Below are 15,571 nucleotides of genomic sequence, written 5' to 3' on the forward strand. Positions count from 1 at the left end.
TATTTTGGGCGTGGTGGTGGCCTGGTTTTCTGTTCCTATTTGGCTTTGTGGGTCGTCTTTGGTGTGCTGTGTGTCCATTCATGATTACCGGAGAGTGGATACGACGAATTTCTCTATGGCTATTTCCACGTAAGCAACTCTCTTGGAATACTCAATGGTTAAACCGTTGGGGAGGCTGGATTGTCTTCGCTGGCTTTTTGGCGATTTATCTGTGGGAAAAACTTTGGAACTTACCACACCATGCCTATCTATCTGCCTGGTTGCTGTTAACAATTGCCTCCGGAGCCATCGTTTCCAGCTTGATTTACGAGCGGCGATTATGGTGTCGATATCTTTGTCCAATTGGTGGGATGAACGGTATGTTTGCCAAACTATCAATTATTGAGTTGCGCTCGACTCAACAGCTGTGCGGTAGTCAGTGCACCACGTTTGGCTGCTATAAGGGCAGTGCAGCAACCACGATCACGTTTGCAGATCCCTTACCAAACGAAGGACAAGCAATTGGAGGATGTCCACTATATTTACATCCAGCACAATTACAAGATAACCATGACTGTATGCTATGCATGACCTGTCTCAAAGGCTGTCCCAATCGCTCAGCACAACTGAATTTGCGGTTTCCGGCTTTGGATCTACTGGACAATCACAAAGGATTCTGGGCAGAAGTAGCACTTTTGCTGCTGTTGTTAGGCGGCGTGTTCATGCACCACGCTGAGAAGATTCTGGGATGGTTGGGATTTGGTTTTGTTCCTGTGGATGCGGATGATTTGCTCTTGAGCGTTCCCATCGCCCTTGCCTTGCTATGTATTCCTGGTGTGTTGACTTATTTGGCTCATACGCTGGCTCGTCTTTTCGATTCACAGCAACCAAACTATCTCACCGTCATCTATGCCTACCTTCCCTTAACTTTAGCAGCGAATCTGAGTTATTACATTCCTGCTGCTATGACTCAAGCCGGGCAAATTCTCCCAGTTTTAGCAAGGACGCTAGGTTACAGTGGTGCAGGTTTACCAACGCTCACCTGGAGTTTGGATGTAGCTCAATTCTTGCAAGGCGTGATCCTACTTTCAGGGATGGCGTTTAGCTCCTACATACTGCTGAGGATTACAAGGCGATCGCTATTCAACAACATTCCACATTTGCTACTCATGTTGGGTTTCACAGCTTTGTTTTTTAACTTGATGATTTAAACACAAGAGTATTAATTTATTTCTTTTTGCCAAAGGATTTCCGCAACTCTTACCATCCCAGCTTTCAAATGACGGCGATAGGTGCTAAAAGGTAAATCTAGTAACTCTGCTGCTTGTTCTTGGGTGGGTGCGGGATGTAAATATGTACGATATATAACACGGTATAATTTTTCGTCACGGGGGGACGATTGTAACGATTCTACTGCTTGTTTGATTAACTGCTGCAAGGTGGTAACTCGTTCATTCATAATCCCCTTATCTGCAACTTGTTCTTCGAGTAACCGCGATCGTATTAAAACATTTTTCTGCAATATATCGGGACGGGTGAAGTTACGTAATGCTTCTTGCACTGCTTGTGTAAATGCTGTTTGACTGAGAACTAATAAGGTTTGATTTGTTGCGGAATTAGTTGCTTTTTCTATGGTAGCATTGACTTCTCTTTGTGCTAAGATTTGCTGCCATTCTGCGGGTGAAACGATTCGCCAATCATGACCGAAAATTCCGTATTTGCGTTCTCCAATCGTAAAATCTGCTGCTGGGAGTCTATTTAAATCGAAATAGCTCAGCATTGGTTCCCACGCTGCTGCATCAGCACAGGGTAAAAAAGTGTATGCAAGTCCTGGTGTTTTTTGAAAAAATTGCACGAAATTAACGAAAATGAGACTTTGAGTAGGGGAAGTAGCTTGATAGGTATCTCTAGCCATCCAAAAGCGGAATATGGTTGCACCTTCTTGAGGACGCAAGGGTGCATGGGTTTGCAGATACTCCCAAGCGGCGATCGCACCTGGATCTGATTTAATATCTTCTAAAGGGAGCAATGCGATTTTGTGAGGTGGATCCAAAAAAGGGCGATCGCTACCATTTGCTTCCCAGTACTAAAAAATATTTATTACATATTGTCTAAATGTAAATACTTAAAAATTTCGAGGAAATTTGGAATGATTATTATTAGCATAAAAGGGAATTTCTGTACACGTTGCTCAGCTATTGAGGAATGAAAGGAATTAACGCGTGACTGGGTAAGAAAACAATACGATTGTGGATCTACAAAACCGTCCCCCGTGTAATACGTGGAAAAAGTAAGGGATGATTAACCGTGTATTACATGGAATAAGGGAAATCAGGCGTTTCCATGTAATACATGGGAGCTATTGGTCGTAAGCCCTTAAGAATTGTGCAAGATTTCATTCTTAGCTTCACCAATAAGTGCATTTCTCTTACGGTGTAATACACGGTTGTGAGAATAATTTAATTCCTCTCTCCCTTTTAAGCAGGAGCGCACATACAGTCTGTACATTAAAATGTTGATTTTCGCGCTTAGATTTCATTGCCATAAAAAAGGTAGGATTCCCAAGTAACAATATTTTTGGCGATTGGGAGTTCCAACCTTTATGGAAAAAAATATATATGCAAATCTAGATATAATCAAATCATTGTTCGATTTTCAAGAAAATGTTACGAAACTTCTAGAAATAACTGATGTCAGGGAATGGGATGGACGAGTTATTAAAGAGAGAGAAGAAAAAATCAGAGATGCGGCACTTATTTTAGCTGGTCAATGTATTGCTATCTTACTGTATAATCTTTCACAATCTCAAGACGCTCTTGATACAGCAATGGCTCAAACTCAAGGATGGTGGCAATCAAAAACGCAAAGACATGGTTATAGAAAACGACAAATATTAACAGTCGGAAATGTGTTAGTTACTCTGATTTTACCATACGTTGTTACTAGAGATAAAAAACGAAAAGATAAAAAGAAATCTCCACTTCAGGGGTTTTGTCCTTTTTTGAAATGGTTGGGAATGGAAGAAAGTTTAACTCCATTAGTTTGGTCAACAGTTACTCAGTATGGTGCCATTGCGAGTTCATTTGAAGCTGCATGTACAATCTTAACAGATTGGGGAATTAATATTAGTCTCAAACGGATAGAACGCCTAACATATAAATTTGGTAAAATTGGAATTAATTTACGTCTCTCAAAAATCTTGAATTATCAATTGGGTAATTTACCTACTGGTAATATTCTTAAAGACCAGCGAGTTGTCATTGCAGTAGACGGCGGTAGGACTAAAATTCGGGTTAATAAAGAAGGTGAGAAGAATCCTAAAACTAACCGATACGGCTTTGCCGGAGAATGGATTGAGCCAAAGTTACTCACAATTTATATCGTAAATGAAGATGGAAAAAAAGTTAAAACCAATGATATTCCTATTACTAATGATGGAACTTATGATGGATATCAAGCGTTTTTACAAATTTTAGAAATGCACTTGGTTAGTTTAGGAATTAGTCAGGCAAAGCAGGTTTTATTAATTGCTGACGGAGCGGAGTGGATTTGGAAACATATTCCTCCGCTTCTATCCCGTTTGGGATGTCCAAAAGAAACCTATCAACTTTTAGATTTTTATCATGTTACAGAGCATTTACAAACTTTTGCAGATGCAGCTTTTAGTCAAGAGTCTGAAAGAAAAGCTTGGTTTAAAAAAGCCCGAAATATTTTAAGAAGAAATTTCGCTTTTAACTTAATCGTTGAAATGAATCAATTAATTTTCAACGCTACACCTGAGCAAGCTAAAATCATGGTTGCACAAAGAGATTATCTTCAACGGGCTGATGTTGAAAATCGGTTGATTTATGTTTATATTTCTGAACAAAAATTACCGATTGGTAGTGGAGCAATTGAAAGTTTAATTCGACAAGTCGTTAATTTAAGAATGAAGGGGAATAGTAAATTCTGGTTAAAAGCTAACGCTGAAATTATGTTACATCTTCGTTGCCAATGGATCGCTGGAAGTTGGGATAATTTCTGCAATTCTATCTTCACTTCCTTCCTCAATCCTCGAACGAGTGGTTAAATTTTATACTAATACTCTCCTTTGACGAGATTATTTGTAATAATAAATACTCACTTACTATTTCAAGAGTGTAGAGCTATAAGCATTAAACCTATTTTCCATAAAGTCTTCAAGGGATATCTTCTGGAGACAAATCATCGTGTTTAATCTTAGATTATAATGTCAGTTTTTATACTTTTTACCTGAAAATGACTCATTAGCGATCGCTCGAAATTGGGTTCACCTCACAAAATCGCATTGCTCCCTCTTCTAAACTAGCTTCGTGCAAGGCTACCATAATAGCAAACCCTACAGGCTCGGGTTGGGAATCTCTAAATATTACTACATTTTGGGGTTGTTTTTTCAGCCAATATGCCGCTATTTTTGCTGACTCTTCTCCTTCATATTGAGATACTCTTTTTATGATTGCATCTTTATCTGTTTCTCGCAGAGAATCTGTTTGTAAACTGGTATTTTCACCCCAAATAAACCGGGGACGAATTGCAGGGTTATCCCGGTGCAGAAACATATAATCAAATAGAATCTTGTGTTTTTCTTGTCCTTGATTTTTTCCTAGCTGTTTAGTATAGTAGCTACGGGCTAAGTGGTGTAATTCTGCATATAAGTCGGGATTTCGCCAACGTAAATCTGCTATTAAAACTTCCCGTGCTAAATAGTGGGGGGATAAACCGAACTGTCCAGATTCAATAAAAGATAGTCCGCGCAACCATTCAAAAATATTGGAAATATCAGGAGAATCCAACATCTGTGTGAGTAGAGCTTCCGTAGTAATTCTCACCACAGCACATGCTTGTAAAGCTAACCGATGCGTTGGTGTGGGTACATCTTGAATAAATCTTTCTAATAGAGTTTTGATGATATCCGGTACTGAATCTATTTGAAAAGAAAATTCTTGTTTTTGAGCAAAAAGATCTGCAATCAAGGATAATGCTAAAGGATATCCATAGGTAAAATCAAGAATGGCTTGGTGTTGTGTAGTAGGAATATTTCTTTTAGTTAAATAATTTAAACTTTCTTGTGGATTCAAGTTTCGTAAAGGTAAAATGTGAATTAAAGCTTGCCAACCTGGATCACTACGCCAGCTTTCAGTAGGAGAACTTCGTCCAGTTAAAACAACTAAAGTGTTCAGAGATAATTGAGGTAAAAATTCCTCCCTTAACCAATCGTCTAAAACAGTAATTTTCTCATACGTATCGATGAAAATGACGAAACGCTGATCTTTCTCCCCAAAACTTTCTAACGGATGATTTAAAGCTTTTATAAAAGATTCGGGTGTAGGCTCTAAGTTACGAGATTCTATAAAAATAAATTGTATATTTACCCGCTCACATAAACTCTGAAAATGTCTGATTAAGGTAGTTTTACCTACACCACCAGGACCATAAATATACAAAATATTAAAGGGTAATTCCGTTGACGAGATGGCGTTTTGAAAAACCGCAATTTCCGGTTCTCTCCCAACAAAATTACGATTTCTCTCTGCTAAAAGCCGTGTTGCTAAAGAAGACACCGCATTACCAAGATTCATACTCTTCTCCCCTTTGACAGCTAAGGTGATTTACAGGAATAAATATACCGTCGCCGTTAGTTTCGGCTTCGCTCAACCAACTGAGATCTCGTGAGTTGAGCGAAGTCGAAACTCGCATTCCCCAGGTATTTTCTTTCTCGGAAATCACCTAAATAGATATACGTTGTATTTTTCAATTTGGATCTCTCATAGATTTCCATGAGCAAGTGGATTGATTACCCATATTTTTGGTTAATTAAGCATTTTTACTCAAAAAATCACGTTTTTTACCTATATCCATAAATATCGGCTCTAAATGCTGGAGTTACGTAGAAATATCTATAGGCTCTCAGTACTGGCTGATCAAAGCAAACAAAAAGTGAGCAGTTTTTGGTCTGGAAAGTGAACAAGAGGATTTAAGATGATATGGCTATCAATGCTGAACTGTTTATTTTTGAGGCCATACTGAAATGATACACACAACGACTAACCCCAAAAAATCCTTGCACAGTTTGATTTTCAGAAAGCTAAGTCTGAAAAAAATCATCGGAGTAAGTGTGCTTGCATTAGGATTAACGATTGGTACAGCAAGTATTATCCCGATTTTTGTTCAAGCTTCCGACCATGATGACGGTGAGGTTGATACTAAAGGTCGCAACCTAAATCTAACTGATCTATATGTATTCCGCGAACAAGACCAAAACCCTAGTGCGAGTGCAGATGACTTAATATTTGTCATGAATACAAATCCGCGATCGCTTGCTCGTCAGCAATATTATTTTAGTACTAATGCTCTATACGAATTTAAAATCAGCCGCGCTGCCAACCAAGAAGCAACCCCTACTGGTGCAGAAGATGTTATCTTACGGTTTCAGTTTGGACAACCTAACGATAAAGGTGAACAGGAATTTAAACTAACAGCGATCGCTGATGGTAAAAAAATAGATGTAGCCAAAGGTCAAACGACTCCATTAAGCGCAAACCAACCAACTATTAACAACTTATCTTTGAATGGGACTCCGGTGAGCATTTTTGCTGGGTTACGGGAAGATCCATTCTTCTTTGATGTTGAACAATTCTTCCGCGTTCGAGCAGGTGCTTTAGGTATAGGTCCGGCTGTTGGTTTCCGTCCTGACAACCAAGCTATTGACTTTGCTAAAGGATATAACGTCAACACTATTGTTGTCCGAGTACCACGTTCTTTATTACAAGGACATACTAAAACTACAACCTTTGACGTTTGGGAAACAATCTCAGTCAAAAATCCTCGTAATGGGAACTTCCAACAGGTTGAACGTTTAGCAAGACCGGCTGTTAACGAAGGTTTAGTTGTAACTAACGATTTTCTTAACGCTTTTAACAGTATTCCTCCCACTGCTGATTTAAGTGATGGTGCTGCACCTGTTGTAGCAGAAGCGAAAAAGACTCTCATAGCTTTGGGGAATGACGATAAACGAGCAAATGCTTTACTGGGTGCATTCCTCCCGGACGTAATGCGAATTGATACTACTCAACCTAGTGGTTACGGTAAAGCTCTCAACACTAAAGGTAGTCCCATCACCGGTCGTTTACTAAAAGATGATGTGATCGATACAACTTTAAGCGTACTTACTAACGGTGCGATCGCCGGTGATAATGTTTCCTACGAAGGTACACCTGGTAATCCATCTCAAGGTCATAAACCATTAGAACCACAATTTCCTTACTTAGCACTACCAAATTAGGGAGCAGGGAGCTCTTAGCAGGGAACATTCCTTTTTCATGCTTGGCGGTGAAACTTGTTTCATGATTGACTGACTCCTGAATTCTGAACGCCACATGCTTTACAGCAATTTTCAGGTAATTAGACCACAGTCGTAGGGGCGCTGCGGCCTTGCGCTCTTACAAACGGTGTGGTTCATTTAGGTGAAAACTGCTGTAAGCCGGGAAACCAGTCCAACGCAGTGGCTCCTCCTCACTCCTGACTCCTTCTTCAACAATTACAGCTTTCAAGCAGAAAAAAAATGACACAAGCCTTGTACAAACCTAAACGTCTTTGGCTCGTACTTATAACAATACCGATCGCAACTCTCCTAATAACCTTATACCTCTATTCCCGATCTTTTCAACTTCCAGCACTCTACCGCTATAGTTTATCTCAATCCTTACCGGGTAACGATAACCGCAGAGCTACCATCCAAGAGGAAATCACTTTCTACCAAAAAAGAGTCCGCCAAAACCCTGAAAGTGGCATGAATTTAGCCTCATTGGCTCAAGCTTACTTAAAAATGGCAAAAGCTACTGGTGAAAGTAACTGGTATTTGCTCGCAGAACAAGCAGCTAAGCGTTCTCTCTCGAATCTCCCCTTTAGTAACCAAAGTGCATTGATAGTTTTAAGTCGTGTTGCTCAAGCTAGGCATAATTTTACTGAAGCAATAGGCTTATCTCAACAAGTATTAAAAATGCAACGTTATAACGAAAATGCCCTCGCCATCTTGGTAACATCGAACTTAGCAATGGGAAAGCTAGAAGTAGCAAAAACTGCGGCTGATGAACTAGTCAATAAAACCCCTTCTCAGGGAAACATAACTTTACAAGCTTTGGTAATGCTTGCGCAGGGAAAAGAAAAAGCAGCAACTGATACTTTTAAATTTGCCCTAGCGGCGGAAGAAGCCGGAGAAACAGGCAGTTCTGCATACACCAGAGTATTAATGGGTCAATTTTACTACAAACATGGGCAATTAGAACTAGCAGAAAACTTATATAAAGAAGCATTGAGAATTATACCGAGATACCCGTTAGCCCTGCTGCATCTAGCAGAATTAAAAACCAGACAGGGAGAGTACAAAGAAGCAGAAAATCTCTACGCTCAAGTATTACCCAACTCCCAAAATACGACAACGATTTTTGACCACGCAGTTTTTCGAGGTCAGGCAAAAATCAAGCAGCTTCAAGGTAAACCACAAGAAGCGAGCGCGCTAGTAAATCAAGCCGAAAAATTACTGCGTCAAGAAAATGCTGCTGGACATAACGAGCAAAATTTTGGGCACCGACGGGAGTTAGCGCGGTTGTTATTAGAAAAGAATCGTTCTCAAGACACTGCTGAAGCATTATCCTTAATGCAAACAGAAATCAAAATTCGTCGGGATGCTCAAACCTTAGATACCCTTGCTTGGGCATTATTTGATTCTGGACGTATCCAAGAAGCGCAAAAAATGATCCAAGAAGCCTTACAACTGGGTACAAAAGATGCTGCCATATTCTACCGTGCAGCCACGATTGAAAAAGCATTGGGAAATAACCAGCAAACTTTAGCATACCAAAACCTATCCCACCAGATCGATCCAAGCTTTGATCAACAGGCGCGACGTACATCAGGGCTGGGAGTAGAGAATTTTGGGTTTTAGGCTATTTCGGGGATTGGGGATTGGGGATTGGGGATTGGGGACTGGGGATTGGGCAATAATTTTCATCCCGTACCCAAATACCCTTTACTATAGGAGAACAAAATGAAATTTAAATGGCGTAGATATTGGCTTAGTATTGTTTTGTTTTTGGTGTCGTTACTAGTGTCGATAGGTTTAACTACTCCTACCCTTGCACACTGGGCAGATTTATCAGTTGCAGAAATTATGGTAGGTGATAGAAAAACGGTAATTACATTGACTTTTCCCACAGGTTTAGTCGCCTTTAGTGATGATAATCGGGATGGGCAACTTTCTCCAGAAGAAACTACAAAGCATAAACCAGAACTTGAACAGTTTTTAGGCGAAAAAATCAGTTTAACTGATAATAATGGACAAAAAGGTAAGTTAAGTATTTCACCATCTCAAAGTTTACCACCAAATATCCAAATTAATAGTAATACCCACACGACTTTAGAATTAGCTTACAATTGGTTACAACCAGTTACCGGACTAACGATAAATTACGATTTATTTCTGCCCAATGTCTCTACTGCTCGTTGTTTAGCTACAGTTATTCAAGAAGCAAAAACTCAAAATCTTGTATTTACACCAGAAAAACGCGAGTTTTCGCTGATTGATACTCCTGTATGGCAGCAAGCTAGCAGTTTTATTGTGCTAGGAATAGAACACATTCTCACAGGATACGACCACGTTTTATTTTTGATCAGTTTGTTAATGATGGGGGGAGGCTTAGGTTATTTATTAAAAATAGTCACAGCCTTTACAGTTTCCCATTCTGTTACCTTGTCATTAGCAGTATTAAATATTGTCAGTCTGCCAGTTCGCTTTGTTGAGAGCGCGATCGCCTTAACAATTGTTTACGTAGCAGCCGAAAATTTATGGCGTAAGGGTTTACGTTGGCGGTGGCTACTTACTTTTATCTTTGGGCTAGTTCATGGCTTAGGTTTTGCAGGTATCCTCAAGGAAGTTACTCTAACAAAATCTGCTTTGGGTTTATCGCTCATAAGTTTTAATATCGGGGTAGAAATAGGTCAAATTCTCATTGTTTCTATTGCGTTTATACTGTTAAATCAGTTGCGAAAATATTCTTGGGAATTAACTTTTCGTCGTTTGATCTCTGGATGTATAGTTGCTATTGGATTGTTTTGGTTTGCACAACGAGCTTGGGGATTATGATCATCCCTTGAAACTCCTTAATCCACGCAACGGCTGTTTTTACGCTGGTTGATAGCATTGCCAGAGCAGCATCTGGTTCGCCATTGTAGATACACCAGTCCCACCCTAACTCCAGGAGTAACTCATATTTGCCTGCTTTGTCGACTACGAACATCGCGATCGCCAGGACAATCGCTATCCCAGTCATGAGTGTTGGAACAAACCAGTAGCTAGATCTAAGGGTTTCCCGAATTTTAATTTCGTTAAATTTTCTCATCCCTTACTCGCTATCTTTCCTGATGAAGCACCATTGTGCTTTAAATCCAAAGCTAGATTAAGCCTCAAAGTATTAACTCCAGGCTCACCAAAAATTCCTAAAAATCGATGATCTATATTGTCAGCAATTAGGTGCTTACGGCAAGCCACGTTGTGTCTACAGCGCGCCAGTTGCGCTTCTTTTCTTTATTGTGAATCCTGGCTTCTGGCGTCTGAATTCTTATGTTTAAAATCTTCTTTTTTTATATGTTCGATGGTATAATTCCTCTAGGTATTTAACTCTTCGTCGGCGAACTCTAGCTCTGTATCTTTTGTGTAATCCAAAACTTAGTAGTAGAACAATCGGGACTAGGATAATCACAACTGCTAGTATTGTTGCGCTAGTAGAAGGAGTCGGACTAGAAGAATAAGAGCGATTTAAATTAGAAATTGATAGGATGAAGAGAAACGAAGATTCCACTGCACTTAAAAGTTCCTGAACATAATAAATTCCAAAGTTCTATTTTGTCTGAACGGTGGCTGCTGATGTGACTTCATGTGATTTGAATCATAATTTGACCAAACGGTCGCGAAATACTTCAAAAGCAGTTAGGACAAAATATGCTTCATAGTTGAGCCGTGAGTTCTAAAAAATTCCCGAAAAATGGAAAAAGTCAACAAGGTCGGTAGCAGTTACATCCAGGTTGGGCGGCGTCGAGGGGGTGGGAACGCAACGCTTTGAGCCGTCGGTCAGTCCAACTCTTGCTTGATGCTTCTAGGCGATGAAGCAAGGCTTGAAACCAGAGAAGAACTGCCGCGTCTCTTTCCCACCCCCTCTTGTCTTAGTTAGAACAAAATATGCTTCACAACTTAAGCAACGAGTTATTTTATGAGAATGATAATCGCGCCGTTGGGGAGAGGCAGCCTATGGCGCGATTATCATTCTTATGAAGCTCCTGAGTGTGACTCATCCCCAACAGGATCTCGCTTAGGTTTGCGTTGTCCGACACGTGTGCCCGACTTTTTCTTGGTGCTGGAATCTGTTTGTTCTTGTGTGTCTTGGTTTATCGTATTTTTGTCAGTACTGGAATGACTACTCGGCGTTTCAGTAATTTCAAGTGTTGCAGTAGATGTAGTTTTCTTGCGAGTCTGCTTTTTCTTTGGGGCTGGCTCTATGGGGATCTGTGGGGGTGTTGTGGTTGTAATTTCAAGTGGTGTAGGTGCGGTTGGTTTTTTCCGAGTGCGCTTTGTTTTAGGCGCTACCTCTGTTTGAGGTGAAGTGGCTTTTTCGCTTATGTGTGGAGTTTGAGGATCAACTGCACTCGTCGGGACATCCGTTGAACCCATTCCTATTTGTAGCAAATGCCATAAGTGTTCGCGGCGGCTTTCCATGTAACTCAGTTTTTGCTCACCCTCGGTAGCATCTAGAGCCATCCGTTCGCATTGGGCTAATGTTAAGGTATGTTCGTGTAATTGTTTTAAGGTCAGCGTGTCGTTCCCATCATGCAGTGCCGCCGCCACAGTTCGGATGAGCCAGTCTTTTAGTACTCCAACGCAGCCAATAGAGTGTTCATAGAAGTAAAGCCAACGCTGCATTAATTTAGGAATATCAGTATTGAGAGGTACTTGCTTGAGCAATGCTAGTAACGCGGCTTGAAAATCCAGACGGTCTTGTTCATTTTGGTATAAGTAGCGCGGAAAGTGGATATCCAAACCGCGCCGGGATGCTTGACCACTTAAATTCCGGAAATTTAAAAGATCGTAAGTCCCAATCAAGATGTGTAGCACACCGGTAACATTCGTGATGGACTTAATCCAGTCCAACTGGTCTAAAAGCTTTCCTGCACTTGCGCCAGTACCAATTTTCATTAAATGTTGTGCTTCATCTAAGATAACCGCTCGCACACCACGTTTAGTCATTGCCTCTTCGAGTGCTAAGCGCAATTCCGGAGAATCATTAAACTGTGCTGTTTTGCCACTACGTCCTCGCCCTTTCTTCTCCCATGTTTGCTCTGTGTCAATGTCTATCAGCATTCGACGCTCATAGAATGGCTCGTCCAAAAGCTTAAGCGCAGTCCGGTAATAATCAGTTCGATTAAAAACTCCCGCGTCTGGTGGTCGTGTTTCTATCAGTAATAGGGGCAATTGAGGTGTATGACCATTGCGGTTGACAGAATCATTGGGTGCTACATCTTTCGTTTCGTTATCCCCATTTAACCGTTTAGCAATTTGTCGAATCATGGTCGTCTTACCCACACCGCTTGGCCCATAAACCAGTACATGAGCAAATCCCGCAGGTTCTCGAATTGCACGCATTAGATGCAGATCAACCTTTGCCAGTTGTGGGTGTAAGACAGCGTACTGCTTGAATTGCGTCAATAATAACTGAGCATTGTCAATTTTGGACATTAGCGGTATTCCTCTAGTATTGGCAGCTGCGTTACGTCCAACGGTGAGGGGTTTTGAGACGACCTTGAATCAAATGTTACCTCTTCATCCGGAGTCGGTGTAAATTCTTTTTGGCGAACTGGATTTGATTGTGGTGAAGCTAAACTCAGCCCAGAAAAGTTTTCAATCACAGCAATGCTTTCCAAATCACGTAATCTTTGCAACAGTATGGCTTCATGTTCTTGGGCATTGGCAATGAAGTCGGCTAAACGTTTAGCGTTCAAGTTTGTTGAAGTGGCGCTCCGTTTATTCGATTGTCTAATTTCTTGTGCAGCTAACAACACTTCTTTTTCGGTGCGTCCAACAAAAGTACTGTAATACTGACAGATGCATCTGACCCAGCGTCCCTCAACATAGGCGTAAGCAACTCCCATATCAAACGGGTCGTAACGTACTGGGACATCAGTTTTTTCTACAGATGGATTGCGGAAAGCATCACTCCAGTAGTAAAGATAATTGACTTTAATTCCATGTCCTGGCTGAACTTTAGCCTTACCTTTGGGGGTGGAAGGACGTGTTGCCATGAGGAAATCCTCGTTATAAGCTAACGAGCGGTGTAAGCGTTCACCTGCTCTTGACAGCCCTTCGTGATAAACAACGCTAGGAGACGCACCTAATGAGTCGTGGTGATTGTTGTCGTAAATGGAGTAAGCCCATTGGGTAAAATAAGTGTATAAATCTCCTAGATTCCAAACAGCTAAATTTTTGGGATCAACAGTTTTAGTGAGTTGGCGGGGCTGTTTACTTGCTTGGGTATTGCCTAGAAGATTAAATATAAACTCAGTATTTGTCGTCCCAAATAATCGTTCAATTACCGACCCAAAACGGGGTTTGCCACCAGGACGTGTTTTCTTGGTGCAGTGGTAGCGTGCAAGCAAGGTGTCAAAGTATAGACTATGAAATTCTTTGCCCCCATCTACCACAAGTGTTGAGGGGAAACGCCCAAAGCGCTGGACTAAAATACGTAGCCCCATCATGCATGACCTGTAAGAAGGTGCATCGAACGTCAGATAAACTGCTAATATTCTTCGGGAATAGGCATCAGTGAGTAACGTTAGCCAAGGTCGTCCTAATAATCTGCCTGTGGCAACTGAGCGTAATTCAATATCCAGTTCGGTGTGGTCAATATGTACTATCTCGTGAGGACGGTTTCCGTGAGGACGTGTATTTTTTGCTAGTTCCCAAACAAAAGGCTCTGTTGCGTATGCGGCTTTTGCGCCCTGACGCTTTAAAGTCTGCTCATGGGTTGGGCGCTTTTTTAGCCGTTGGTAGAAGGTGCGGTTACTAAGGGGTTGTATGTTTAAAGCGCTACATTCTTTGACATATGCCCGATAGACGGAGGCGGCGGTCGCTTGTCTTGGTGTTTCAAAATGCTCTCGAATAAATTTATCTAGTAATTCACTTGAGTCAGTTGGTGCTTTCTGTTGACGATTTCCTTGCTGATGTCTACGTGGTAGCAAACCAACATAACCACAACCGTATGTTGCTTCTGCTTCACGGAACTGTTGCACCCATCGACGTAAAGTCCGAGGTTTAATGTCTTTATAGAGATCTGTATGACGTTGAAAATATGCTTGTACTAGATTAAATTTTCGGTTTGCTTCTTTTAAAGAGGACGGAGAAGCGGCATCCATTAAATTACGTACAGTTTCATTGATTGTTGTATCTGTAACGCCGTCATGAATTTTAATCGCTCCACTGTCGAACAACTGAAGAAAAAATGCTGTTGGTAACTGTATTGGAAAGCCTGAGTCCGGTAGGAGCGTGGTTGTAGTCTCACCATAATTGACTAAAGTCCATAGCGACGAATCCCAGAGCAGGACTGTGTTAGGCAGGAATCTTGTGGGATGTATATCGGTATTAGAAGTTTGATGAGATACATCAGATGCGTGGGTATAAGCATCATGAGTTTGTTGGTCTACCCATAGTCGTGTCCTGTAATGTTCAACTAAGGGGACAGCATCCAAGTCTACGTAGAGTTGTTCGGATGCAATCATCATATATATATCATTGGCACAGACATCTTCCAACTCAAGGAGCAATGCCGCAATCATTGTTCCCGGATTTGCTTGTACGTAAGCCAGAACTCTTGAGTGTACATTTATTGTCTGTTTGGATTTGAATCCAAGGTAATCTTCCAAAAACATTAAGTTCTGGGTAAACACAGGATTCAATTCTGCATCTGTACGAACGCTGTATTTTAGACCAAATTGTGATGCGTGGGTTTCTCCTGGTGGACAACGCCAACTACCGGATGCTGTTTTTTGATAGCGCCCAGGATATTTTTCGGCTAACTTCTCTAACTCATTAACTGTTTTCCATTCTTCCCAACAAGCACTCAAAGAGCGCAATACAAAAAAATCCGGTGTGTGATAGTGACCTATATTACGCCCTGATTTATTTTTATACTGAATTTTAAAGGGTGGTGGTTGGTCGTAGAACTCTAGAACTTCGGGGTCGTGTTCCATGTGGTAAATCGCCCACAATTCGACCGTATGGCTCTCGAACTGGATTGTGACCCCCATCTTCTTGCTGGGATACACACCACTTACGTTTAAACTTCGTCCACTTACCCGACGTGAGGGTGGGGATGACCTAATTTGTGCAATCAACTCGACTGTGTGTGTCGCTAGTTGCTGTTGCCTACACCAATATTCAAACTCGCTACTGTTCATTTGAACCTCACATAAATGGCGTAACAACAACGCTACACGGAGTTTACAACCCTCACAACAGTCGAATGAAAATCCT

General features: G+C 41.1%; 11 protein-coding genes and 1 pseudogene. 5 read left to right on the forward strand and 7 right to left on the reverse strand.

Features of this window, described 5'->3' with window-relative positions; genetic code table 11:
• Window positions 1-1,190 (forward strand): 4Fe-4S binding protein (locus G4P69_RS04450; protein WP_208348652.1); only part of this gene is annotated, 1,190 nt, incomplete at its 5' end.
• Between the two features lie 11 nt (window positions 1,191-1,201).
• Here G4P69_RS04450 and G4P69_RS04455 read toward each other — a convergent pair.
• Window positions 1,202-2,032 carry a hypothetical protein gene (locus G4P69_RS04455; RefSeq protein WP_208344694.1) on the reverse strand — a complete coding sequence of 277 codons (831 nt, stop codon included), beginning with the start codon at window positions 2,030-2,032 and terminating at the stop codon, window positions 1,202-1,204.
• A 549-nt stretch (window positions 2,033-2,581) separates the two neighbouring features.
• Here G4P69_RS04455 and G4P69_RS04460 point away from each other — a divergent pair.
• On the forward strand, window positions 2,582-4,048 hold the full coding sequence (locus tag G4P69_RS04460) for an ISLre2 family transposase (RefSeq protein ID WP_208344693.1): 1,467 nt from the start codon (window positions 2,582-2,584) through the stop codon (window positions 4,046-4,048).
• Window positions 4,049-4,244: 196 nt separating this feature from the next.
• Here the strand turns inward: G4P69_RS04460 and G4P69_RS04465 are convergent, their stop codons facing one another.
• The gene (locus G4P69_RS04465; RefSeq protein WP_208344692.1) at window positions 4,245-5,576 is read right to left on the reverse strand and encodes an AAA family ATPase; all 1,332 of its coding nucleotides are present in this window, start codon (window positions 5,574-5,576) and stop codon (window positions 4,245-4,247) included.
• Entirely contained in the window at window positions 5,563-5,694 is a 132-nt protein-coding gene (locus tag G4P69_RS39855) for a hypothetical protein (RefSeq protein WP_279605395.1), read from the reverse strand. Before G4P69_RS39855 ends, G4P69_RS04465 begins: the two co-directional genes overlap by 14 nt.
• Window positions 5,695-6,025: 331 nt before the next feature.
• Here G4P69_RS39855 and G4P69_RS04470 point away from each other — a divergent pair, with 331 nt between their 5' ends.
• The 3 genes from G4P69_RS04470 (at window position 6,026) to G4P69_RS04480 (ending at window position 10,138) form a co-directional block, all read left to right on the forward strand.
• A complete protein-coding gene (locus G4P69_RS04470; RefSeq protein WP_208344691.1) occupies window positions 6,026-7,279 on the forward strand; it encodes a DUF4331 domain-containing protein in 1,254 nt (417 codons plus the stop codon).
• 279 nt (window positions 7,280-7,558) lie between these two features.
• A complete protein-coding gene (locus G4P69_RS04475) occupies window positions 7,559-8,941 on the forward strand; it encodes a tetratricopeptide repeat protein (protein ID WP_208344690.1) in 1,383 nt (460 codons plus the stop codon).
• A gap of 102 nt (window positions 8,942-9,043) precedes the next feature.
• A complete protein-coding gene (locus G4P69_RS04480) occupies window positions 9,044-10,138 on the forward strand; it encodes a HupE/UreJ family protein (protein WP_208344689.1) in 1,095 nt (364 codons plus the stop codon).
• Here G4P69_RS04480 and G4P69_RS04485 read toward each other — a convergent pair.
• From G4P69_RS04485 to G4P69_RS04500, 4 genes and pseudogenes are all read right to left on the reverse strand, one after another.
• Window positions 10,095-10,394, reverse strand: coding sequence for a hypothetical protein (locus tag G4P69_RS04485; protein WP_208344688.1), 300 nt, complete (start codon window positions 10,392-10,394; stop codon window positions 10,095-10,097). The two genes, G4P69_RS04480 and G4P69_RS04485, sit on opposite strands and share 44 nt — an antisense overlap.
• Window positions 10,391-10,525 (reverse strand): annotated as a pseudogene (locus G4P69_RS04490) (potassium-transporting ATPase subunit C); the annotation flags it as partial. The gene G4P69_RS04485 and the pseudogene G4P69_RS04490, both read right to left, overlap by 4 nt.
• A gap of 792 nt (window positions 10,526-11,317) precedes the next feature.
• Window positions 11,318-12,781, reverse strand: coding sequence for an ATP-binding protein (locus G4P69_RS04495; protein WP_208340508.1), 1,464 nt, complete (start codon window positions 12,779-12,781; stop codon window positions 11,318-11,320).
• Entirely contained in the window at window positions 12,781-15,495 is a 2,715-nt protein-coding gene (locus G4P69_RS04500) for a TnsA endonuclease N-terminal domain-containing protein (protein WP_208340509.1), read from the reverse strand. The genes G4P69_RS04495 and G4P69_RS04500 overlap by 1 nt, the downstream gene beginning before the upstream one ends.
• Between the last annotated feature and the right edge of the window lie 76 nt (window positions 15,496-15,571).

Origin of the sequence: Aetokthonos hydrillicola CCALA 1050, from assembly GCF_017591665.1 — a bacterium.
In the GTDB taxonomy this organism is placed as follows: domain Bacteria; phylum Cyanobacteriota; class Cyanobacteriia; order Cyanobacteriales; family Nostocaceae; genus Aetokthonos; species Aetokthonos hydrillicola.